Consider the following 21488-nt stretch of genomic DNA (forward strand, 5'->3'; position numbering starts at 1 on the left):
CCGCACGGCTACACCCGATCGATGATCTTTTCGCCGAACAGGCCTTGCGGCCGGACCAGCAGGAACACAAGCGCCAACACGTACGCAAACCAGATCTCGATCCCGCCGCCGAGCATCGGCCCGAGATAGATCTCCGAGAGCTTCTCGCCCACGCCGATCAGGAGGCCGCCGACGATCGCGCCCGGAATCGAAGTGAGCCCGCCAAGGATCACCACCGGCAGCGCCTTCAGCGCCACCAGCGAGAGCGAGAACTGAACCCCGAGCTTCGAGCCCCAGATGATTCCGGCCACCAGCGCCGCGAAGCCCGCGACGGACCACACGATCACCCAGATGCGGTTGAGCGGGATGCCGATCGACTGCGCGGCCTGGTGGTCGTCAGCGACGGCCCGCAGTGCGCGGCCGGTCGAGGTCTTCTGGAAGAACAGCGCCAGCACCACCACCAGCGCGGCGGCGATCAGCGCCGCGATCAGGTCTTCCTTGCTCAGGAGCAGGCCGCCCTGGAAGACGTTCTCCAGCACCATCAGCGGGTCCTTGGGCATGCCGACGTCGATCTTGTAGATGTCGTTGCCGAAGATCGACTGTCCGAGACCATCGAGGAAGTACGCGATGCCGAGCGTCGCCATCAGGAGCGTGATGCCTTCCTGGTTGACCAGCTTGCCGAGCACCAGCCGCTCGATGAGCCATGCCACCGCGATCATCACCGCCATCGCCGCGAAGAAGGCCAGCAGGTTCGCGAGGATCTGGCTCTCGAAGCCGAGCCACTTCGGAATCCACTCCGAGAAGCGCGCCATCGCGAGTGCCGCGAACAGCACCATCGCGCCCTGCGCGAAGTTGAAGACGCCCGAGGCCTTGTAGATCAGCACGAAGCCGATCGCGATCAGCGAATACAGCATGCCGACCATCAGGCCGCCGAAGAGGGTCTCGAGGAAGAAGCCCATTTCAGTGCTCCGTGATGCCGGTTGAAAATCGCGTTGCGGCGTTCGGGGTGCGTGGCGAGGACGCAGAGTGGTCCCCTCCGCGAATGTCCCCCGGCTTCGCCTCCTCCTTTATTTCGCTGCGGGGACCACCCGGCATCCTCGCCACGGGAAACGGTGTGTCGTGCCGGCCGATCAACCACGGCCGTGACGGATCGCGACGATGGTGTGCTCTGCGCAGCGAAATAAAGGAGGAGCCCGAAGGGCGGGGGACATTCGCGGAGCAGGGTACGCCGTCGGCGCGATCCCGCCCCAAACCCAAACCCTGCGTTGCAGTGGAACGCGTCATTCCTAATGCTCCGTTCCAAGGTAGGCCCGGATCACGTCCGGATTGCTGCGCACTTCATGAGGCGTGCCATCGCCGATCTTCTTGCCGTAGTCGAGCACCACCACGCGGTCGGAGATGTCCATCACCACGCCCATGTCGTGCTCGATCAGCACGATGGTGGTGCCGAACTCGTCGTTCACGTCGAGGATGAAGCGGCTCATGTCCTGCTTCTCCTCCACGTTCATGCCCGCCATCGGCTCGTCGAGCAGCAGCACCTGCGGCTCCATCGCGAGCGCACGGCCGAGATCGACGCGCTTCTGCAGCCCGTAGGGCAGGCGGCCCACCGGCGTCTTGCGGTGCAGCTGGATCTCGAGGAAGTCGATGATGCGTTCGACGAACTCGCGGTGCGCCAGCTCCTCGCGCTCGGCCGGCCCCCAGCGCAGCGCCTGTGCGAGCAGGCCGCTCTTCATCTTGAGATTGCGGCCGGTCATGATGTTGTCGAGCACGCTCATGCCCTTGAAGAGCGCGAGGTTCTGGAAGGTCCGCGCGACGCCCATCTCGGCGACCTGCCGCGAATTCATGTGCTTGAACTGCCGGCCGCGGAAGGTGATCGAGCCCTGCTGCGGCTGGTAGACGCCGTTGATGCAGTTGAGCATCGAACTCTTGCCCGCGCCGTTCGGACCGATGATCGCGCGCACCTCGTGCTCGCGCACGTTGAAGCTGATGTCGGTCAGCGCCTTCACGCCGCCGAAGCTGAGCGAAATATTCTGGACATCGAGGATGACCTCGCCGATCTTGCGGTTCATGTTGGCCCCCACGCTCGGCACTTCGTGTCCTCGCTGCCCCCCGATGGGGCGCGAGCTTGCTTGGGGCGGCCCGGCGCTGCGCTCGTCATGCTGCGGCCTTCATCGGAGCGAAGCGCTTGGCCTCGACGACCTTGAGCGTCGCACTGACGACGCCGGTACGTCCATCCTCGAACTTCACCTGCGTCTCGACGAACTGCTCTTTCTTGCCACCGTAGAGCGCATCGACCAGCACCGCGTACTTGCCGGCGATGAAACCGCGCCGCACCTTGCGGGTGCGGGTCAGCTCGTCGTCGTCCGGGTCCAGTTCCTTGTGCAGCACGAGGAAGCGAGCGATCTGCGTGTCGGCCATGCCTTCCTCGGCCGCGAGGTCGGCGTTGACCTGCGCGATGCAGTCGGCCACGAGTGCCAGCACCTCCGGCTTGCCCGCGAGATCCACGTAGCCGCCGTACGGCAGCCCGCGCCGCTCGGCCCAGTTGCCCACGGCCTCGTAGTCGATGTTGATGAAGGCGCACACCTCGTCGCGCTCGTGGCCGAAGCACACCGCTTCCTTGATCTGCGGGAAGAACTTGAGCTTGTTCTCGATGTAGTTCGGGGCGAACATCGCGCCGGCGGTCGCACCCTGCGGCGCGGCCATGCGGCCCACATCCTTCGCGCGGTCGATGATGCGCAGGTGCCCTTCGGCATCGAGCACGCCCGCATCGCCGGTGTGGAAGTAGCCATCGGCGTCGAGCACTTCCGCCGTCGCATCGGGCCGCTTGTAGTACTCCTTGAGCACCGACACGCCACGCACCAGCACCTCGCCATCGGGCGCGATCTTCAGCTCGATGCCCGGCGCGGCGCTGCCCACCGTCTGCAGCTTGACCTTGCCGTCCTGCTGCAGGCAGACGTAGGCGCAGGTCTCGGTCTGGCCGTAGAACTGCTTGAGGTTGACGCCGATCGAGCGGTAGAAGCGGAACAGGTCCGGCCCGATCGCCGCGCCGGCGGTGTAGGCCACGCGGATGCGGCTCATGCCCAGCACGTTGCGCAGCGGGCCGTAGACAGCCAAGTCGCCCAGCTTGTAGAGCAGCCGGTCGCCGAGACTCACTGGAGCGCCGTTCAGGATGTCCGCGCCGACGCGACGCGCGAGCGCCATGAACTTCGCGTAGAGCCAGCGCTTGGGCGCGGCCGCGTCTTCCATGCGGATCGACACCGCGGTGAGCAGGCCTTCGAAGGTGCGAGGCGGGCCGAAGTAGTAGCTCGGGCCGATCTCGCGCATGTCGTTCATCACCGTCTCGGCCGACTCGGGGCAGTTGAGCGTGAAGCCGCCGACCAGCCACTGCGCGACCGAGAACAGGTGGTCGCCGACCCAGGCCATCGGCAGGTAGCTCATGATGTTGTCGCCGGGGCCGAGCCTGTCGGTCTCGACGCCGCCGCGCCCCGCCGCGATGAAGCTCGCGTGCGTCTGACACACGCCCTTGGGACGGCCGGTGGTGCCCGAGGTATAGAGGATCACCGCGACATCGGAAGGCTCGCCGGAGGCCGCCGCGGCATCGAAGGCCCCGGGGTTCGCCGCATCCCATGCGCGGCCGAGCTCGCAGAGCTTCTCGTAGCTCAGCAGCCCGGGCTGGTCGTAGTTGCGCAGGCCGCGCGGATCGTCATAGACGATGTGGCGGATCGCATGGCCGCGGTCCTTCTGGAGGTCGCGGCATTCGAGCAGCTTGTCGACCTGCTCCTGGTCCTCGGCGATCACGAACTCGACCGAGGCATCGTCGAGCATGAAGACCATCTCGCCGGCCACCGCATCCTGGTAGAGCGGCACCGGCACGCCGCGCAGGCTCTGCGCCGCGACCATCGCCATGTAGAGATGCGGGCGGTTGGCGCCGACGATTGCGAGGTTGTCGCCGGCCTGGAAGCCCAGGCTCGCGAGCCCGCAGGCGATCTCGCGCACGTCCCGCGCGACCTGCGACCAGGTCCAGGTCTGCCAGATGCCGAGGTCCTTCTCGCGAATGGCCGGCGCGTCGGATTGCCGCTGGGCGTGGCCTTGCAGCAAACGGGGAAAGGTGTTGGCTGTGGTCTGCACGATGGGGCGGACTGTAGAACCAACTTTGACGCCAACTTGTCGTTACGACGACAATCCTAGGGACACTACTCCCCGGAGTTTCCCCATGCCCCAAGGCAAGGAAGGCGGCGCCTCGACACTGCGCGATCGCGTGCGGCCGGCCACCGTCGAAGAGCTGGACAACATTCCCTGGATGCAGACGCTCACGCCGGTCGAGCGCCGCCGCGCCGAGTCCGCGGTGGTCGTCGGCGAGGCCGAGCCGGGCGATCTCGTCTGCCGCATCGGCCGGCCGCCGACCTACTGGTTCGGCGTGGTCGAGGGCCTGCTCAAGATGAGCAACGACAACGCCGACGGCACCTCGATGACCTACAGCGGCCTGCCGCCCGGCGGCTGGTTCGGCGAGGGCACGGCGCTCAAGCGCGAGCCCTACCGCTACAACATCCAGGCATTGCGGCGCAGCGTGGTGGCGGGGCTGCCGGTGGACGACTTCCATTGGTTGCTGGACCACTCCATCGGCTTCAACCGCTTCGTGATGAACCAGCTCAACGAGCGGCTGGGGCAGTTCATCGCGGCGCGCGAGGCGGACCGGCTCAACAACCCGGATGCGCGCGTGGCGCGCAATCTGGCGGCGTTGTTCAACCCGGTGCTGTTTCCCGGCGTGGGCGAATTGCTGCGCATCACGCAGCAGGAGCTGGCCTATCTGATCGGCCTGTCGCGCCAGCGGGTGAACGAAGCCCTGCGCACGCTGCAGGCGCAGGGCGCGATCCGTGTCGAGTACGGAGGCCTTCGTGTGCTCGATCTCGCCGCGCTGCGCGTGAACGGGATGAGCGGCAGAAATTAGGGCCTGTTCACACTACTTTCATAGTGCCCGCAAGGCAGCAAAAAGCCGCAATCCAGGCGCGTGCCGCAGTCCATGCTGATGCATGGAAGTGTGAACAGGCACTAACGCGGCAGGATTTCCCGCACCAGCTTGTCGTCGGCGTAGGGCCGCAGATACGCGGCGGTTTCCTCGACCGGGCAGTGGAGCCAGTCGTCGACCCAGGCATCGCGCAGGATCGCGGAGCGGCGCTGCTCGGGGCGCTCGGGCAGGCAGAAGGTGAGCAGCGCGAAGCTTTCGACGCAATCGCCATTCGGTGCGCGCCAGCCGTTCCAGAGGCCGGCCAATGCGAGCGGCTCGCCGTCGGAACGCGAGACGCGCACGACCGAACCCGGTTCTTCGCCCCGCTGGAAGAGCGCGTCGGCCAGGATCACGCAGCGATGGCCGCGCTTCCAGGGCTGGTAGAAATTACGTTCGGCGGCGGCGGTTTCGCTTTGCGCCTCGAAGGTGTCCTGTTCCTGCCCGTCCTTCGAGAAGAGGGGGATCAGCCCCCAGCGCCCGGGGGCGACCTCGAAGCGTTCGAGTTGGGCCTTGCTGCTGGCGTCGGCGCGCGGCCGGCGCACGAAGTGGCCCTGCTGACCGGGTTGCACCAACGACGACTGCGGCTGGAAGGAAATACCGAAGCGCCGCGCGAAAGGGCCTGGATCACTCGCTGCTTGGTAGTGCGTGGGCATGTTCTGTCGAGGAAAGCGGGCCAATTCTAGTCAGCGCCTGTCGCCGCGCCGATACCATCGCAGGCGCGGCACGTCCCGTCCGCAAGATGTTTCTCACGAAATCCGCCATGACTTCTTCGCATCTCACCGTCATCACCGGCGCATCCCGCGGGCTGGGCCGCGCCATGGCCGAACAGCTTCTGCAACCGGGCCGACGCCTCTTGTGCATCTCGCGCCACAGCGACGACGCGCTGGCCCGGCGGGCCCGTGAGGCCGACGCCGAGCTGGAGCAGTGGCAGCTCGATCTCGCGGAGCCGGTGGCCGCCGCCGAGCGGCTTTCGGCTTGGCTCGCAACACTCGACGCCGCGTCCTTCGACAGCGCCACCCTGATCAACAACGCCGGCACCGTGGGTCGCATCCGTCCGCTGGCTGAAGCCGTGCCCGCCGATCTGTCACAGGCGCTGCGGGTCGGCCTGGAATCGGCCATGCTGCTCACCGCGGCCTTCCTGGGTGCGACCAAGGCCTGGCGCGCCGACCGCAAGGTGCTCAACATTTCGTCCGGTCTCGGCCGCAATGCGATGGGAAGCCAGGCGCCTTACTGCGCCGCCAAGGCCGGCATGGACCACTTCTCGCGCGCCGTGGCGCTGGAAGAAAAGGGGCCCGGCGCCGCGCGGATCGTGTCGCTCGCGCCGGGCGTGATCGACACCGACATGCAGGTGGAGCTTCGTGGCGGCGATCCGGACCTGTTCCCGGACCGCGTGCGCTTCGAGCGCCTCAAGGCCGACGGAAAGCTCGATTCGCCGCAATCCGCCGCGGCAAAGGTCCTGAAGTACCTGGACCGCGCCGACTTCGGCAGCAACCCCGTCGCCGACGTGCGCGACTGACGCGCTGCAACCTCAAGGCCGGCGAAGCCAGGCCCGTTCGGGAAACACCGCGGAACCGGCTTCGCCGGGCCGCCGGTGTTGCCCCCTGCAAGGGGGTGGCGACACGAAGTGCGCGAGCCTGGGGGTGCTACTCGATGGTTGCGCCGGAAGCTTGAACGATGCCCTTCCACTTCTGGTAGTCGTTCTTCAGCAGCGTGCCGAACTGCTCCGGCGTCATCGCCTGCGGCTCGGCGCCCTGGCCGATGATCGCGTCCTTCATCTCCTGTGTCGCCAGGAGCTTGTTCACCTCGGCGTTGACCTTGGCGACGATGTCCTTCGGCGTGCTGGCGGGCATGAAGAGGCCATACCAGGTGCTCACGTCGAAGTCCTTGTAGCCCAGCTCGGCCACGGTCGGCACGTCGGGCAGCGAGCTGCTGCGGCGCAGCGAGGTCACCGCCAGCGGGCGCAGCTTGCCCGACTTGATCTGGGCCATCGCCGACGGCACCGACGACACCATCAGGTCGACGTTGCCGGCCAGCACGTCCATCATCGCGGCGTTCGAGCCCTTGTAGGGCACGTGCCGCAGCTTGATGTTGGCCGCGCTCTTGAAGATCTCACCCGCGAGGTGGATGGTGGTGCCGTTGCCCGGCGAGCCGTAGGTGATCGCATCGGGCTGCGCGCGCGCCGCGTTGACCACGTCGGCGAGCGTCTTGAACTTCGATTCGCTGCGGGTCACGATGATCACCGGCGTGTAGGCCACGTGCGCGACGGCGACGAGGTCCTTCGTCGGGTCGTAGCTCAGGTTCTTGTAGAGCCAGGGCGCGACGACCATGTTGTCCTTCTGGCCCATGACCATCTCGTAGCCCGAGGGCGCGGCGCGCGCCGCTTCGGCGATGCCGATGGTGCCGCCCGCGCCGGCGCGGTTGTCGGCCACCACGGTCCACTTGCTGGTTTCGGTGAGCTTGTTGGCCACCAGCCGCGACAGGATGTCGGTGCCGCCGCCGGGCGGGAAGGGCACGACCATGCGGATGGGCTTGGAGGGATAGGTGTCGGCGTGTGCGGTGGCGGCAAAGGCCAATGCCAGCGTGCAGAGGGTGAGGAGCTTTCGGATCATGGGTGTCTCGTCGTGGAATGGCGCCGTGTTCCGGCGCATGAAGCGCCGGAGTGTGCCGGAACGAGACGGCCGGAGGGCTCTGGATTCGAGATGCCCGCCGTATCGAAACAAGAACTCAGTGGATGGTGGGCGGGCCGAGATCCTCTTCGGGATCGACGTAGGTGGTGATGATCGGCGCGCCGCCTGCATCCGTGCCTCGCGCATCCGCCCGGCGCTGCAGCGCCTCGATGCCGGCCATCATGGCCGCGCCATAGGTCGGCATCGGCCCCGCCGCTGCATCGATGGGCTTGCAGTCGGCGCCGTCCTGCTTCTGCAGCACCCAGTAGAAGTGGCCGGCGATGGGTTCGTCGACCACCAGTGCAATCGATTCGCTGTCCATGATGTTCCCTTTCCACAGGTCGCGAAAAGGGTTGTAAGCGTCCGGCGGAAGAGAGGGTATCGACAAATTCACGCTGCGGCCCATGCCATTGCAACAGCCGAGGGTTGCGTGAAAAACGCAACGCGCGGCGACCTGCGCGCGGGTGGCATTTACGCTTTCTTTACGGCCCCGCACGGAGTCTGTTCCCCCTTTTTACGCGTGCCTGCCGAGACTGCACGGCATGTCTTGTACTGAGGAGTGAATCGAATGGACATCGTGTGGTTGGCCTCGCTGGCGGCCTTCTGGATCGCCATGGTGGCGATGGTGGCCGGCCTGACCAGGCTCGAAACGCCACGGAGGGCGCGGCCATGATCAGCCTTGAGATCCTCTACGGATTCGGCGGCCTCGTCGCCCTTGTGCTGCTCGCCTACCTGGTCTTCGCGCTGATCTGCGCTGAGGAATTCTGAAATGAACGCCTCCGCCTGGGCCCTGCTGGGCCTCTACCTCTTCGTGCTGGGCGTGCTCGCATGGCCGCTTGGGCGCTATCTGGCCGCACTGTGCGAAGGGCGACTGCCGCGCTGGATGCAGGCGGCCGAAGCGCCGTTCTACAAGCTCGCGGGCACGTTGCCCGGCCGGTCGATGCACTGGCGCGGCTACGCGATCGCGCTGCTCGCCTTCAACACCCTCGGCGCGCTGGCGGTCTACGCGCTGCAGCGGATGCAGGCATGGCTGCCGCTCAATCCGGCGGGCCTGACGGCGGTCTCGCCGGATTCGGCCTTCAACACGGCGGTGAGCTTCGTCTCCAACACCAACTGGCAGGGCTACGCCGGCGAATCGACGATGAGCTATCTCACGCAGATGCTCGGGCTCGCGGTGCAGAACTTCTTCTCCGCGGCCACGGGCATCGCGGTCGCGTTCGCATTGGCGCGCGGCTTCGCGGCGCACAGCACCGACGGCAGGGGCTTCGTCGGCAACGTCTGGGTCGACATCACGCGCATCACGCTGTGGCTGCTGGTGCCGCTGTCCTTCGTGCTCGCGATCTTCTTCGTGGGCCAGGGCGTGATCCAGAACTTCGATGCGTACAAGACCGTGACCACCGTCGAAGCGACCGCCTACCGGAACCCCAAGCTGGACGCCGCAGGCGAACCGCTCAAGGATGAGCATGGAAATCCGGTGACGGAAGACGCGAGCACGACGACGCAGACGCTCGCGATGGGCCCCGTCGCGTCACAGGAGGCCATCAAGATGCTGGGCACCAACGGCGGCGGCTTCTTCAACGCCAACTCGGCGCACCCCTACGAGAACCCCTCGGCGCTCGCCAACTTCGCGCAGATGCTGGCGATCTTCCTGATCCCGGCCGCGCTGTGCTTCGCGTTCGGCCGCGTGGTCGGCGACCTGCGCCAGGGCTGGGCCGTGCTCGCGGCGATGACGGTGATCTTCGTCGCCGCGGTCCTCGTGGTGATTCCGGCCGAACAGGCCGGCAATCCGCTGCTGGGCACCCTCGGCGCGGACCAGGCCGCAAGCGCGCTGCAGTCGGGCGGCAACATGGAAGGCAAGGAGGTGCGCTTCGGCATCGCCGCGTCGGGCCTCTTCGCCGCGATCACCACCGCGGCCTCGTGCGGCGCGGTGAACGCGATGCACGACTCGTTCACGCCGCTCGGCGGCATGGTGCCGATGGTGCTGATGCAGCTCGGCGAAGTCGTCTTCGGCGGTGTCGGTACGGGGCTCTACAGCATGCTGATCTTCGCGATCCTAGCGGTGTTCATCGCGGGGCTGATGATCGGCCGCACGCCGGAGTACCTCGGCAAGAAGATCGAGGTCCACGAGATGAAGCTGACCTCGATCGCGATCCTGGTGACGCCGATCCTCGTGCTGGCTGGCACCGCCATCGCGGTGATCGCGGACGCGGGCAAGGCTGGCATCGCCAATCCGGGGGCGCATGGCTTTTCCGAGATCCTTTACGCGCTCACCTCGGCGGCCAACAACAACGGCAGCGCCTTCGCGGGACTGTCGGCCAACACGCCCTTCTACAACGGCCTGCTCGCGGTGGCGATGTGGTTCGGGCGCTTCGGCGTGATCGTGCCGGTGCTCGCGATCGCGGGTGCGCTCGCGGCCAAGAAGCGCATCCCCGCCACCGCCGGGACCATGCCCACGCACGGGCCGCTGTTCGTGGCGTTGCTGATCGGCACCGTGCTGCTGGTGGGCCTGCTCAACTACGTGCCGGCCCTTGCATTGGGTCCGGTCGTCGAGCACCTGATGCTCTGGAAATAGATAGGACCCACCCCCAGGCTGCGCGCACTTCGTGTCGCTCCGCCAACCCCCTTGCAGGGGGCAACACCAGCGGCCCGGCAAAGCCGGTTCCGCGGTGTTCCTGGAAAGGTACCGATATGCATACGAAAACCTCCTTGTCTTTGTTCGATGCCCAACTCGCCAAGCCGGCGCTCCGGGCCGCCGTCACCAAGCTGAGCCCGCGCGTGCAGTGGCGCAATCCGGTGATGTTCATCGTCTACATCGGCAGCATCCTCACGACGGTGCTGTGGGTGCATTCGCTGAGCTTCCCCGGCGACACCGGCATGCCGCCGGCCTTCGTGCTCGCGATCTCGGTCTGGCTGTGGTTCACCGTGCTCTTCGCCAACTTCGCCGAAGCGCTGGCCGAAGGCCGCAGCAAGGCGCAGGCGGCTTCGCTGCGCGGCCTGCGCAAGGACACCTGGGCCAAGAAGATGGCCGAGCCCTTCCACGGCGGCAAGTGGTTGCCGGTGAAGTCGACCGACCTGCATCGCGGCGACGTGGTGCTGGTCGAGACGCACGACGTGATCCCGCTCGACGGCGAAGTGATCGAAGGCGTGGCCTCGGTCGACGAGAGCGCGATCACCGGCGAATCCGCACCGGTGGTGCGCGAGTCGGGTGGCGACTTCTCGGCCGTCACCGGCGGCACGCGCGTCTTGTCGGACTGGCTGGTGGTGCGCATCTCGGTGAACCCGGGCGAATCCTTCCTCGACCGCATGATCGGCATGGTCGAGGCCGCCAAGCGCCAGAAGACGCCGAACGAGATCGCGCTGACGATCCTGCTGGTGGCGCTCACGATGGTGTTTCTGGTCGTCACCGCGACGCTGCTGCCGTACTCGGTGTTCAGCGTCGGCGCGGCGGGCGCGGGCACGGTGGTGTCGCTCACGGCGCTGGTCGCGCTGCTGGTGTGCCTGATCCCGACCACCATCGGCGGGCTGCTCTCGGCGGTCGGCGTGGCCGGCATGAGCCGCATGATGCAGGCCAACGTGATCGCCACTTCGGGCCGCGCGGTCGAGGCGGCCGGCGACGTCGACGTGCTGCTGCTGGACAAGACCGGCACCATCACGCACGGCAGCCGGCAGGCCAGCGCCTTCATCGCCGCGCCTGGCGTGTCGCAGGAGCGCCTCGCGCGCGCCGCGCTGCTGGCATCGCTGGCGGACGAAACGCCCGAGGGCCGCAGCATCGTCGAACTCGCGCGGCGCGGCGGCACCGCCGATGCGCCGGTCGAAAGCGTGCATGTCGTGCCCTTCACGGCGCAGACGCGCATGAGCGGCGTCGATCTCCCGGCGGCCTCGAACAGCCTCGACGCGCATCCGATCGTGCTGCGCAAGGGCGCGGTGGATGCGGTGCGACGCCATGTCGAAGCGCTCGGCGGCACGATGCCCGCCGCGCTCGCGAATGCGTCCGATGCGGTCGCGCGTCGCGGCAGCACGCCGCTCGCGGTGGCCGAGGGCGAGCGTGTGCTCGGCGTGGTCGAGCTCAAGGACATCGTGAAGACCGGCATCCGCGAACGCTTCAATGAGCTGCGCCGCATGGGCATCAAGACGGTGATGATCACCGGCGACAACAAGCTCACCGCCGCCGCGATCGCGGCCGAGGCCGGCGTCGACGACTTCCTGGCCGAAGCCACGCCGGAAGACAAGCTCGCGCTGATCCGCCGCTACCAGGCCGATGGCCGCCTCGTCGCGATGACCGGCGACGGGACCAACGACGCGCCCGCTCTCGCCCAGGCCGACGTCGCCGTCGCGATGGGCAGCGGCACGCAGGCAGCGAAAGAGGCCGGCAACATGGTCGACCTCGACTCCAACCCGACCAAGCTGCTGGAAGTGGTCGAGACCGGCAAGGCGCTCCTGATGACGCGCGGCTCGCTCACCACCTTCTCGATCGCGAACGACGTGGCGAAGTACTTCGCGATCATCCCGGCGATCTTCATCTCGACCTATCCGCAGCTGGGTGCGCTCAACGTGATGCGGCTCGCGAGCCCGTCGTCGGCGATCCTGTCGGCGGTGATCTTCAACGCGGTGGTGATCGTGTTCCTGATCCCGCTGGCGTTGAAAGGCGTGCGTTATCGGCCGGTGGGCGCGGCGTCGCTGCTGCGGCGCAACCTCGCGATCTACGGACTCGGCGGCCTGCTCGTTCCCTTCATCGGCATCAAGCTGATCGACTGGCTATTGGTGGCCATCGGTCTGGTCTGAGGACATCTCCATGAAAGACACCCTTCGTCCCGCCATCGTGCTCTTCGTGCTTCTCAGCGCGATCACGGGCATCGTCTACCCCTTCGCCGTGACCGGCGTGGCGCGCACCGCGTTTCCCGAGCAGGCGGCCGGCAGCCTCATCATCCGCGACGGCAGGCCGGTCGGGTCGACGCTGATCGGCCAGAACTTCACCGACCCGAGGCACTTCTGGGGCCGTCCTTCGGCCACCGCGCCGATGCCCTATAACGGCGCCGCGTCCACCGGTGCCAACCAGGGGCCGCTCAATCCGGCGCTGGCCGATGCGGTCAAGGCGCGGATCGAAGCGCTGCGGGCGGCCGATCCGGGCAATACCGTGCCGGTGCCGATCGACCTCGTCACCGCATCGGCGAGCGGTCTCGATCCGGACATCAGCCCGGCCGCCGCGCGCTATCAGGCGCCTCGCATCGCACGTGCCCGCAACCTGCCGGTGGAGCAGGTACTGGCGATGGTCGATGCGCGCACCGAGCGGCCGCTGTTCGGCCTGTTCGGCGAAGCGCGCGTGAACGTGCTGGCGCTCAATCTCGCGCTCGATGCCCAACCGGCCCCCTGATCCATGGGGTAACCTGCGCCGCCCGACCCGATGAACGACGACGCCCGCCCCGACCCCGACGTCCTGCTCGCGCAATGGCGCGCGGACGAGGCACGGGCGCGGCGGGGGCGGCTGCGCATCTACTTCGGCGCCAGCGCGGGGGTCGGCAAGACATGGGCGATGCTGAGCGCGGCGCAGCGCGAGCGCGCGGCCGGCCGCGACGTGATGGTCGGCGTCGTCGAGACCCATGGCCGCAGCGAGACGGCGGCGCTGCTCGCGGGGCTCGACGTGCTGCCGCTGCGCGGCGTGAGCCATCGGGGCCGCACGCTCGCCGAGTTGGACCTCGACGCCGCGCTCGCCCGCAAGCCCGCCGTGTTGCTGGTCGACGAACTCGCGCACACCAACGCGCCCGGTTCGCGCCACGCCAAGCGCTGGCAGGACGTGGAGGAACTGCTCGCCGCCGGCATCGACATATGGTCGGCCCTCAACGTCCAGCATCTTGAAAGCCTCAACGGCACGGTCGGCGCGATCACCGGCGTGCGCGTGCACGAGACGGTGCCCGACTCGGTGCTCGACGATGCCGACGAGGTGGTGCTGGTCGACGTCACGCCCGACGAACTGACCGCGCGGCTCGCGGCCGGCAAGGTCTATGTGCCGCACCAGGCCGAGCGCGCGGCGCAGAACTTCTTCCGCAAGGGCAACCTCATCGCCTTGCGCGAGATCGCGCTGCGCCGCACCGCCGAGCATGTGGAAGACGACGTGCGCAACTGGCGCGTCGAACAGTCCGGCCCGCTCGGCGATGCGGGTCCGCCGGCCTGGAACACGTCGGGCGCGATCCTGGCCTGCGTCGGCCCGGACGAAGGCGCGGCGCAGACGGTGCGCACCGCGGCGCGACTGGCCGGCCAGCTCAACGTGCGCTGGCATGCGGCCTACGTCGAAACGCCGCGCCTGCAGCGGCTCGATGCGGCCCGGCGCGACCGCATCCTCGCGGTGCTCAAGCTCGCGGAAGGCCTCGGCGCGGAGACCGCGGTGCTGACCGGCGAGGACATCGCCGCTGCGCTCGCCGCGCAGGCGCAGCGGCTGAACTGCGCGACGCTCGTCGTCGGCCGCGCGACGCCGGCGACGGGCTGGGCGCGCTGGTGGCCTGCGCCTTCGCTCGCACACCGGCTCGCACGCGAAGCGCCGGGGCTCGACATCGTCGAAGTCGCGCGGGCCGAGAGTTCGCGCCGGCTGTCGAGCGGGCCGGTGGCTGCGCGGCGCTCCGGGGCGGCGATGGAGGACCGCCCCCGCGCGCGCTGGCCCGCCTACGCGTGGGCCGCCGCGATCAGCGTCGCGGTCACCTTGCTGGCGGTGCCGCTCGTGGGCGTGCTGGAACTCGCGAACATCGTGATGCTGTTCCTGCTCGGCGTGGTGGGGGTCGCGATGCGCTTCGGCCGCGGTCCCGCGGCGCTGTCGGCGCTGCTCAACGTCGCGGCATTCGATTTCTTCTTCGTCCCGCCGCGCCTGTCGTTCGCGGTGGGCGATATCCAGTACCTGCTGACTTTCGCGGTGATGCTCGCGGTCGGCCTGCTGGTGGGACAGCTCACCGCGGGGCTGCGCTTTGCGGCCAGCGTTTCGGCGAGCCGCGAGCGGCGCGCGCAGTCGCTCTTCGAGCTCACGCGCGAGCTGTCGGCGGCGCTCGAGAGCACGCAGGTCGCGGAGCTCGGCGCGGCCGCGGTCCAGGGGCATTTCGGCGGCCGCGCCCGGGTGCTGCTGACCGATGCGAACGACCGGCTCGTGATCCCGCAGGATGCTGCGCCCGGCTTCGACGCCAGCGTGGCCGACTGGGCCTTCCGCCATGGGCAACCGGCCGGCCTCGCCACCGCCACTTTGGCGGCGCAGCCGTGGCACTACGTGCCGCTGAAGGCGCCGATGCGTGTGCGCGGCGTGCTCGCACTCGAACCGGCGCAGCCGCGCTGGCTGCTGATCCCCGAGCAGGCACAGCAGCTCGACACGCTCGCGCGGCAGATCGCGATCGCGCTGGAGCGGGTGCACTACGTCGACGTGGCGCAGCAGGCGGTGGTCGAGATCGAGTCGGAGCGGCTTCGCAATGCGCTGCTCGGCGCGATTTCGCACGACGTCCGGACGCCGCTCACCGCACTGATCGCGCTCGCCGAATCGCTGCAGACGCTGCCCGAGGGCGGCGAACAGCGCGAGGCCGCGCGCGCAATCGTCTCGCAGGCGCACCAGCTCCATGCGCTGGTCAGCAACCTGCTGGACATGGCGCGGCTCGAAAGCGGCATCGCCGGCGGTGCGGTCCACCTGCGGCGCGACTGGCAGTCGGTCGAAGAAGTGGTCGGTTCCGCCATCCGCGCCGCGCGGCCGGCGCTCGGCAACGGTGCGGTGCAGACCGATCTGCCGCCGGACCTGCCACTCGTGGAATTCGATGCGGTGCTGATCGAGCGCGTGCTGGTCAACCTGCTGGAGAACGCGGCGAAGTACGGTGCGCCGCCGGTGGTCGTCACCGCGCGCGCGCCCGAAGGTTCGCTCGTGCTCGGCGTGCGCGACCACGGGCCGGGCCTGCCTGCCTCGCTGAAGGGCCGCGAGCAGACGCTGTTCGACAAGTTCACGCGTGGCAAGGCCGAGTCCGCGACGCCGGGTGTCGGGCTCGGGCTCGCGATCTGCAAGGCGGTGGTGAGTGCGCACGGCGGCCGGATCGCGGCGGCGAATGCGGAAGGGGGCGGTGCAGAATTCACGGTGACCCTGCCAAGACGAGACCCACCCCCGTTGCTTGCTCACTTCGCGTAGCCGCCTCCCCCTCGAGGGAGCGCACCCGGCGGCCCGTCGAAGCCGGTTCCACGGGTGCCCTGGGCTGTTGACCCCGCCAAGAACTGAAGCCATGCCCAATCCCACTGCCATCATCATCGAGGACGAGCCGCAGATCCGCCGCTTCGTGCGCGGCGCGCTGGAGGCCGAAGGCTGGCAGGTGCACGAGGCCGGCACCTTGCGCGACGGGCTGGCCGCGGCCGGCACGCGCCAGCCCGACCTGCTGGTGCTCGATCTCGGACTGCCCGATGGCGATGGCGTGAACCTCATCCGAGATGTGCGCGGCTGGTCGGGCGTGCCGATCATCGTGCTCTCGGCCCGCAGCGACGAAGCCGACAAGATCGCCGCGCTCGATGCCGGCGCCGACGACTACCTCACCAAGCCCTTCGGTACCGGCGAGCTGCTTGCACGCGTGCGCGCGAACCTGCGCAGGCCGCGCGCCGCAGCCGGCGGCGAGGAGCCCGAGCCGGTGTTCCGTTTCGGCGACGTCGAGGTCGATCGCGCCGCGCGGCTCGTGCGGCGCGGGGGCGCGGACGTGCATCTCACGCCCACCGAATACCGGCTGCTGTCCGTGCTGGTCGCCAATGCGGGGCGTGTGCTCACCCAGCGGCAGCTCCTGCGCGAAGTGTGGGGGCCGTCGCATGGCGAGCAGAGCCACTACCTGCGCATCTACATGGGCCACCTGCGCCAGAAGCTGGAAGCCGATCCGGCGCAGCCGCGCCATCTGCTGACCGAGACGGCGGTCGGCTATCGGCTGGTGGCCTGACGGGTGCGCACCAGCAGCACGATCGCCACGCCGCCGAGCACGAGCACCGAAGCGACCAGCAATCGCAGGCTGGCGGATTCGCCCAGGAAGGCCACGCCGCCGAAGGCCGCGATCACCGGCACGCTGAGCTGTACCGTGGCGGCGCTGGTCACCTTGAGCTCACGCAGCGCCGCATACCAGATCACGTAGCCGAGCCCCGAAGTGAGCGCGCCCGACGCGACCGCGTAGGCGACGCCGGCGGGGCTCCAGCGCATCGACGACAGCATCGCGGCGCTGACGATCAACGCCATCGGCGCGGATCGCGCGAAGTTGCCGGCGGTCACCTGCGTCGGGTCGCCTGCCCCCTTGGCACGCAGCGAATACACGGCCCACGCGATCCCCGCCACGATCATCAGCAGCGCGCCTTGCAGCGGCGGCGACGCGATCCCCGGCAGCAGCAGGAAGACCAGCCCGCCCACCGCCAGCACGAAGCCGATCACCTGCCAGCGCGAGAACTTCTCGCCCTTCGACAGGCCCCACCCGAGCATGCTGATCTGCACCGCCGCGAACAGCAGCAGCGCGCCGGTGCCTGCCGGCAGGCTGATGTACGCAAAGGAAAACGCCTCGGCATAGGCGAAGAGGGCCAGCGCCGAAAGCCATCCGCCCGCGAGCCGCCGCGGCCCCGGGGCCGACTGTCGCGACGCGATCGCCCAGAGCACCAGCGCGCCGGACACCAGCCGCACCGACGTGAAGGTGGCGGCATCGATGCCGGTGTGCTGCAGCGCAATCCGGCACAGCAGCGAGTTGCCCGCGAAGGCCAGCATGGCGAGCGAAGTGAGGACGACGATGTTCATCGGGGCGGCGCAGCGGCGAGGAAGCTGCGATTGGAACATCCGCGCGTGGATGTCGGAAAATCGCCGCAATCCGAGCCCGCCGATCCCCATGTCCGACACCGCCGCACCTTCCCGCCTCAACAAACGCATGGCCGAACTGGGCCTGTGCTCGCGCCGGGAGGCGGACGACTGGATCGCCAACGGCTGGGTCAAGGTCAACGGGCAGGTGGCGGAGATGGGCGTCAAGGTCATGCCCGCCGACCGCATCGAGGTCGACCGCAAGGCGCAGAGCCAGCAGCAGCAGCAGGTGACGATTCTGCTGAACAAGCCCGTCGGCTATGTGAGCGGGCAGGCCGAGGATGGCCACGATCCGGCGGTGGTGCTGATCAATTCACGCACGCACTGGCGCGAGGACCAGAGCCGGAACCGCTTTTCTCCGCAGCAGCTCAAGGGGCTCGCCCCGGCCGGCCGGCTCGACATCGACTCCGTGGGGCTGCTGGTGCTGACCCAGGATGGACGCGTGGCGCGGCAGCTCATCGGCGAAGACTCGTCGATGGAGAAGGAATACCTCGTGCGAGTCTCCTACGGCCCGGTGGCGCAGAACTCGCAGGCCGCCTTCCCGCGCGAACAACTCGCGAAGCTGCGACACGGCCTGAGCCTCGACGGCCAGGCGCTGAAGCCGGCCAAGGTCGACTGGCAGAACCCGGAGCAGCTGCGCTTCGTGCTGACCGAAGGCAAGAAGCGGCAGATCCGCCGCATGTGCGAACTGGTGGGGCTCAAGGTCGTCGGCCTGAAGCGCATCCGTATCGGGAATGTGGTGCTCGGCAACCTCCCGGTCGGCCAATGGCGCTACCTCGCCCCCGGCGAGCGCTTCTAGCTCAGGCCAGGAACCCCGCGGAACCGGCTTTGCCGGGCCGCCGGGGTTGCCCCCGGAGGGGGGTGTCCGAGCCACACGCAGTGGGCGAGGCTGGGGGTGAACTCAGCTACATGCTTTGTTGTGCGAGGCGTGCATGCCCTTGGCCTTGGCGTCGGCTTCGGTCATGTATTCGCCCTTCTTGGTCTTGCCGTAGTAGCGGTCGCCCATGCAGTGGTAGACCTTGGTCTCGTCGTTGGCCCAGACCTTGCCGGCGCCGCCGCCGGGTGCCGCGGCCATCTTCGACGGGTCTGAGGCTGCGGGCGCCTTGGCTGCGGGTGTCGCAGGCGCGGCGGCAGGGGCGCCCGCCGGTGCTGCTGCTGCCGGTGCCGCCGCAGCCGTGCCGGCCTTGGCGTCGGCCCTGCCGTACCAGGTCTTGATGCCCTTGTGGCCTCGGCAGGCGCCGGACTTCGTGTCGGGCGCGGCGTAGCTTCCGTCCTTGCACTGCACCGTGGTGCCGGCGGGCGCATCGGCCGGGAGCTGTTGTGCCTGGGCGCCCAGCGCGGCCAGCAGGGCGGCGCCGACCAGTAAAGCCTTGAGTTGGAACTTCATCCCGATGTGCTCCTGAAGCGGTGTGTGGACAGACACCCCCATGTTCTGGACCCAATCCCAGCAGAAGCTGACCAAGTGCCATCTCCGCCCGCCAACGCACTCATGCAAGGCTAAGAAAACGGGCGTAGCCTCCCGGGGACTCTGTTCCCGTCACGAGGAGACCCCGTGCGCGCACTGCTGGTGGAAGACGACGAAATGATCGGCCGCAGCCTCGTTCATGCGCTCGACAACGCCGGCTGGTCGGTCGATTGGGTGCGCGATGGCGCATTGGCCCACAGCGCGCTGGCCGATGGCGGCTACACCTGCGTGCTGCTCGACATGGGCCTGCCCAGGATCGACGGCACCGAGGTGCTGCGTCGCGCCCGCAAGCGCGGCGACGCGACGCCGGTGCTGGTGCTCACCGCGCGCGACGGCCTCGACGACCGCATCGAGACCCTCGACCTCGGCGCAGACGACTACCTGCTCAAGCCCTTCGAGTTGCGCGAGCTGCTGGCACGCATGCGCGCCGTGGTGCGGCGGCGCGATGGCGCGGCGCATTCCGTGATCGGCACGGCCACGCTGCAGCTCGACCTGACCACGCGCGACGTGATCGTCAACGGGGTGCGCGAGGTGCTCACCGCGCGCGAGTTCGCACTCCTTCACGCGCTGCTGGAGCGCCCCGGCGCGATCCTGTCGCGCGAGCAACTGGAGGACCGCATCTACGGCTGGGGCGAGGAAGTCACGAGCAACGCGATCGACGTGCTGATCCACGGCATGCGGCGCAAGCTCGGCGCCGAGGCGATCCGCAACGTGCGCGGCCTCGGCTGGCGCGTCGCGCCGGCGTGAGAAAAGCACCGCGTGTTGCCTAGCTTCAGGCTCCGTTCGCTGCGCAGCCGGCTGCTGCTGTGGCTGGTGGCGCTGTACGTGGTGGCGATCGCCGCGACGGTGTGGTTTTCATACGGCGCCTACGGGCGGCTGGTCAACAGCTTCATGGACGACCAGATGCGGCTGGTGGCCGAGTCGCGCGCGACGCATCATCGCGCGCCGCCACTGCAGCCGGTGACGAGCGACGACGTGCTTCGCCGCGGCACCTTCGTCGTGCAGGTCTGGAGCGGCGACGGGCGCACGCTGCTGGGCACGTCCTGGCCGGATCTCGCGATTCCGCTTCAGTCCGATGCAGGGTTCAGCGATCTGCGCACCGGGCCGCGAAACGAGGATGCCTGGCGAGTCTTCACCGCCGAGCCCGGGGCGCTTGCCGACATGCCCCGCGTGCAGGTGGTGCAGAACGATGGCTTCCGCCGCAACCGCATCGTGCGCCGCGCCTTGCTGGAGAGCCTGCCGATCTTCCTGATGCTGCCGGTGACGCTGCTGCTGCTGCTGTTCATCGTCGCCGCGGCTTCGCGCTCGCTGCGCGTGGTCGCGCGCGACGTGGCGGCTCAGCAGGTGGGCGACACGGCCGAAGTCGCGACCGCACGCGTGCCCGAGGAGATCGCGCCGCTCGTCGGTGCCTTCAACAGCGTGCTCGGCCGTTTGCGCAGCGCCTTGTCGACGCAGCGCCGCTTCATGCAGGACGCCGCGCACGAGTTGCGCACGCCCATGGCGGCGATCCGGCTGCAGATCGAGAACCTGCGCGGTCACGTGCCGGCCGGCGATGCGGCCGAGCGCTTCGCACAGCTCGAAGGCGGCGTCGAGCGCGCCCAGCATCTCATCGAGCAGCTGCTGCGCCTGTCGCGGCAGGAAGGCCCGCCGCCGGTTGCACGTGGGCCGGTCGACGTGGCTGCGCTGCTGCGCGACAGCGTGGGCCAGCTCATGGTGCTGGCGGACCAGCGAAACATCGACGTCGGCTTCGAAGGCCGGGTCGCGCCCCTGGTGTCGGCGCCGCCGTCGGAGCTGCGCAGCGTGTTCGACAACCTCATCGACAACGCGGTGCGCTACGCGCCCGAAGGCGGCGTCGTGGACGTGCGGCTGCACATGATCGATGGGCATCCGGTGGTCGATGTGCTGGACGATGGTCCCGGCATCCCTCCGGAGCAGCTCGACCGCGTGTTCGATCGCTTCTTCCGCATCACCGGCGCGCCCGCCGGGGGCAGCGGACTGGGGCTGGCGATCGCGCGCACCGCGGCCTTGCGCAACGGATTGCGCATCGTGCTGGCGAACCGCGCCGACGGGCCGGGGCTGCTGGCGCGCGTGTACCTGCCGGCCTCATCCTGAGCTCATTTTTCGCTCATGCCGGTCTCAGATTGCCTGCCTAGAGTGGCAGGGGCAACTTCAGGAGACCCACATGCATGCTTCCCTCAAGGTTCTGGTACTCGGAACCTTCGCGACCCTGGCCGCTTTCGCTTCGTTCGGCGCAAGCGCGCAGTCGCAGACCTCATCCGACGGCTCCGACTACCGCCCGATGCAGACGGGCAACACGGCGTCGATGCCGGAGGTGGACGCCGGCGCCATGGCCGCGGCCCGTCCGACCGGGACCGAGTCGATCGGCCAATCGACCAGCGCACCGCTGCCGGGCCAGCTCTCGCGAGCCGAGGTGTACAGGGGTGCGGTCGAGGCGTCGCATCCGATGCAGACGGAGGCGATCGGCCAGTCCACCGGCATGGCCGGCATCACCGGCGGCGCACCGCACTGACCCTGATTTCGCGCGCGGCGCGTGACGCTATC

At 68.7% G+C, this 21488-nt stretch carries 20 protein-coding genes; 12 read left to right on the top strand and 8 right to left on the bottom strand.

Annotated features, from left to right (window positions below):
- Positions 1–8: 8 nt before the first annotated feature.
- From WKW77_RS11135 to WKW77_RS11145, 3 genes are all read right to left on the bottom strand, one after another.
- A complete protein-coding gene (locus tag WKW77_RS11135; RefSeq protein ID WP_340356895.1) occupies positions 9–938 on the bottom strand; it encodes a branched-chain amino acid ABC transporter permease in 930 nt (309 codons plus the stop codon).
- A 327-nt stretch (positions 939–1265) separates the two neighbouring features.
- The gene (locus WKW77_RS11140) at positions 1266–2048 is read right to left on the bottom strand and encodes an ABC transporter ATP-binding protein (protein ID WP_340356896.1); all 783 of its coding nucleotides are present in this window, start codon (positions 2046–2048) and stop codon (positions 1266–1268) included.
- 85 nt (positions 2049–2133) lie between these two features.
- A complete protein-coding gene (locus WKW77_RS11145) occupies positions 2134–4107 on the bottom strand; it encodes an AMP-dependent synthetase/ligase (RefSeq protein WP_340356897.1) in 1974 nt (657 codons plus the stop codon).
- A gap of 85 nt (positions 4108–4192) precedes the next feature.
- On the opposite strand from WKW77_RS11145, the gene WKW77_RS11150 reads away from it, so the two are divergent.
- On the top strand, positions 4193–4927 hold the full coding sequence (locus WKW77_RS11150) for a Crp/Fnr family transcriptional regulator (RefSeq protein WP_340356898.1): 735 nt from the start codon (positions 4193–4195) through the stop codon (positions 4925–4927).
- Positions 4928–5028: 101 nt separating this feature from the next.
- On the opposite strand, the gene WKW77_RS11155 is transcribed toward WKW77_RS11150, so the two are convergent.
- The gene (locus tag WKW77_RS11155) at positions 5029–5637 is read right to left on the bottom strand and encodes an SOS response-associated peptidase family protein (protein ID WP_340356899.1); all 609 of its coding nucleotides are present in this window, start codon (positions 5635–5637) and stop codon (positions 5029–5031) included.
- A 107-nt stretch (positions 5638–5744) separates the two neighbouring features.
- Between WKW77_RS11155 and WKW77_RS11160 the strand changes: the two genes are divergently transcribed.
- Positions 5745–6500, top strand: a complete 756-nt coding sequence (locus tag WKW77_RS11160) for an SDR family NAD(P)-dependent oxidoreductase (RefSeq protein ID WP_340356900.1) — start codon at positions 5745–5747, stop codon at positions 6498–6500.
- A gap of 127 nt (positions 6501–6627) precedes the next feature.
- Here WKW77_RS11160 and WKW77_RS11165 read toward each other — a convergent pair whose 3' ends face one another.
- Together WKW77_RS11165 and WKW77_RS11170 are read right to left on the bottom strand one after the other, a co-directional pair.
- The gene (locus WKW77_RS11165) at positions 6628–7593 is read right to left on the bottom strand and encodes a Bug family tripartite tricarboxylate transporter substrate binding protein (protein WP_340356901.1); all 966 of its coding nucleotides are present in this window, start codon (positions 7591–7593) and stop codon (positions 6628–6630) included.
- 115 nt (positions 7594–7708) lie between these two features.
- On the bottom strand, positions 7709–7972 hold the full coding sequence (locus WKW77_RS11170; RefSeq protein WP_340356902.1) for a hypothetical protein: 264 nt from the start codon (positions 7970–7972) through the stop codon (positions 7709–7711).
- Between the two features lie 347 nt (positions 7973–8319).
- Here WKW77_RS11170 and WKW77_RS11175 point away from each other — a divergent pair, with 347 nt between their 5' ends.
- From WKW77_RS11175 to kdpE, 6 genes are all read left to right on the top strand, one after another.
- A complete protein-coding gene (locus WKW77_RS11175) occupies positions 8320–8418 on the top strand; it encodes a potassium-transporting ATPase subunit F (RefSeq protein ID WP_340356903.1) in 99 nt (32 codons plus the stop codon).
- A gap of 1 nt (position 8419) precedes the next feature.
- Entirely contained in the window at positions 8420–10222 is a 1803-nt protein-coding gene (kdpA, locus tag WKW77_RS11180; RefSeq protein WP_340356904.1) for a potassium-transporting ATPase subunit KdpA, read from the top strand.
- A gap of 116 nt (positions 10223–10338) precedes the next feature.
- Positions 10339–12432 carry a potassium-transporting ATPase subunit KdpB gene (gene kdpB / locus WKW77_RS11185; RefSeq protein WP_340356905.1) on the top strand — a complete coding sequence of 698 codons (2094 nt, stop codon included), beginning with the start codon at positions 10339–10341 and terminating at the stop codon, positions 12430–12432.
- 10 nt (positions 12433–12442) lie between these two features.
- Positions 12443–13021 (top strand): potassium-transporting ATPase subunit KdpC, encoded by a 579-nt coding sequence (gene kdpC / locus WKW77_RS11190; protein WP_340356906.1) that lies wholly within the window; start codon positions 12443–12445, stop codon positions 13019–13021.
- Positions 13022–13051: 30 nt separating this feature from the next.
- Complete coding sequence (locus tag WKW77_RS11195) at positions 13052–15787, top strand: DUF4118 domain-containing protein (protein WP_340356907.1); 2736 nt, start codon at positions 13052–13054, stop codon at positions 15785–15787.
- A gap of 91 nt (positions 15788–15878) precedes the next feature.
- A complete protein-coding gene (gene kdpE / locus WKW77_RS11200; protein WP_340356908.1) occupies positions 15879–16571 on the top strand; it encodes a two-component system response regulator KdpE in 693 nt (230 codons plus the stop codon).
- Here kdpE and WKW77_RS11205 read toward each other — a convergent pair.
- Positions 16553–17404, bottom strand: coding sequence for a DMT family transporter (locus tag WKW77_RS11205; RefSeq protein ID WP_340356909.1), 852 nt, complete (start codon positions 17402–17404; stop codon positions 16553–16555). The genes kdpE and WKW77_RS11205 overlap by 19 nt on opposite strands.
- An 88-nt stretch (positions 17405–17492) precedes the next feature.
- On the opposite strand from WKW77_RS11205, the gene WKW77_RS11210 reads away from it, so the two are divergent.
- Positions 17493–18260 carry a pseudouridine synthase gene (locus WKW77_RS11210; RefSeq protein WP_340356910.1) on the top strand — a complete coding sequence of 256 codons (768 nt, stop codon included), beginning with the start codon at positions 17493–17495 and terminating at the stop codon, positions 18258–18260.
- Between the two features lie 102 nt (positions 18261–18362).
- Here the strand turns inward: WKW77_RS11210 and WKW77_RS11215 are convergent, their stop codons facing one another.
- Positions 18363–18848: a DUF3761 domain-containing protein gene (locus WKW77_RS11215; RefSeq protein WP_340356911.1), complete on the bottom strand. Its 486-nt coding sequence runs from the start codon at positions 18846–18848 to the stop codon at positions 18363–18365.
- A gap of 165 nt (positions 18849–19013) precedes the next feature.
- Here WKW77_RS11215 and WKW77_RS11220 point away from each other — a divergent pair, with 165 nt between their 5' ends.
- The 3 genes from WKW77_RS11220 (at position 19014) to WKW77_RS11230 (ending at position 21456) form a co-directional block, all read left to right on the top strand.
- Complete coding sequence (locus tag WKW77_RS11220) at positions 19014–19673, top strand: response regulator (RefSeq protein WP_340356912.1); 660 nt, start codon at positions 19014–19016, stop codon at positions 19671–19673.
- 12 nt (positions 19674–19685) lie between these two features.
- Entirely contained in the window at positions 19686–21038 is a 1353-nt protein-coding gene (locus WKW77_RS11225; RefSeq protein WP_340356913.1) for a sensor histidine kinase, read from the top strand.
- 70 nt (positions 21039–21108) lie between these two features.
- Entirely contained in the window at positions 21109–21456 is a 348-nt protein-coding gene (locus tag WKW77_RS11230; RefSeq protein ID WP_340356914.1) for a hypothetical protein, read from the top strand.
- The last annotated feature ends 32 nt before the right edge of the window (positions 21457–21488 follow it).

The sequence above is a fragment of the Variovorax ureilyticus genome (assembly GCF_037889935.1).
Classification (GTDB): Bacteria; Pseudomonadota; Gammaproteobacteria; order Burkholderiales; family Burkholderiaceae_C; genus Variovorax; species Variovorax ureilyticus.

Bases quoted from the DNA above. Each gene is read 5' to 3' on its own strand.
- WKW77_RS11135 (WP_340356895.1), bottom strand. From the start codon at position 938: ATGGGCTTCTTCCTCGAGACCCTCTTCGGCGGCCTGATGGTCGGCATG.
- WKW77_RS11140 (WP_340356896.1), bottom strand. From the start codon at position 2,048: ATGAACCGCAAGATCGGCGAGGTCATCCTCGATGTCCAGAATATTTCG.
- WKW77_RS11150 (WP_340356898.1), top strand. From the start codon at position 4,193: ATGCCCCAAGGCAAGGAAGGCGGCGCCTCGACACTGCGCGATCGCGTG.
- WKW77_RS11155 (WP_340356899.1), bottom strand. From the start codon at position 5,637: ATGCCCACGCACTACCAAGCAGCGAGTGATCCAGGCCCTTTCGCGCGG.
- WKW77_RS11160 (WP_340356900.1), top strand. From the start codon at position 5,745: ATGACTTCTTCGCATCTCACCGTCATCACCGGCGCATCCCGCGGGCTG.
- WKW77_RS11165 (WP_340356901.1), bottom strand. From the start codon at position 7,593: ATGATCCGAAAGCTCCTCACCCTCTGCACGCTGGCATTGGCCTTTGCC.
- WKW77_RS11170 (WP_340356902.1), bottom strand. From the start codon at position 7,972: ATGGACAGCGAATCGATTGCACTGGTGGTCGACGAACCCATCGCCGGC.
- WKW77_RS11175 (WP_340356903.1), top strand. From the start codon at position 8,320: ATGATCAGCCTTGAGATCCTCTACGGATTCGGCGGCCTCGTCGCCCTT.
- kdpA (WP_340356904.1), top strand. From the start codon at position 8,420: ATGAACGCCTCCGCCTGGGCCCTGCTGGGCCTCTACCTCTTCGTGCTG.
- kdpB (WP_340356905.1), top strand. From the start codon at position 10,339: ATGCATACGAAAACCTCCTTGTCTTTGTTCGATGCCCAACTCGCCAAG.
- kdpC (WP_340356906.1), top strand. From the start codon at position 12,443: ATGAAAGACACCCTTCGTCCCGCCATCGTGCTCTTCGTGCTTCTCAGC.
- WKW77_RS11195 (WP_340356907.1), top strand. From the start codon at position 13,052: ATGAACGACGACGCCCGCCCCGACCCCGACGTCCTGCTCGCGCAATGG.
- kdpE (WP_340356908.1), top strand. From the start codon at position 15,879: ATGCCCAATCCCACTGCCATCATCATCGAGGACGAGCCGCAGATCCGC.
- WKW77_RS11205 (WP_340356909.1), bottom strand. From the start codon at position 17,404: ATGAACATCGTCGTCCTCACTTCGCTCGCCATGCTGGCCTTCGCGGGC.
- WKW77_RS11210 (WP_340356910.1), top strand. From the start codon at position 17,493: ATGTCCGACACCGCCGCACCTTCCCGCCTCAACAAACGCATGGCCGAA.
- WKW77_RS11215 (WP_340356911.1), bottom strand. From the start codon at position 18,848: ATGAAGTTCCAACTCAAGGCTTTACTGGTCGGCGCCGCCCTGCTGGCC.
- WKW77_RS11230 (WP_340356914.1), top strand. From the start codon at position 21,109: ATGCATGCTTCCCTCAAGGTTCTGGTACTCGGAACCTTCGCGACCCTG.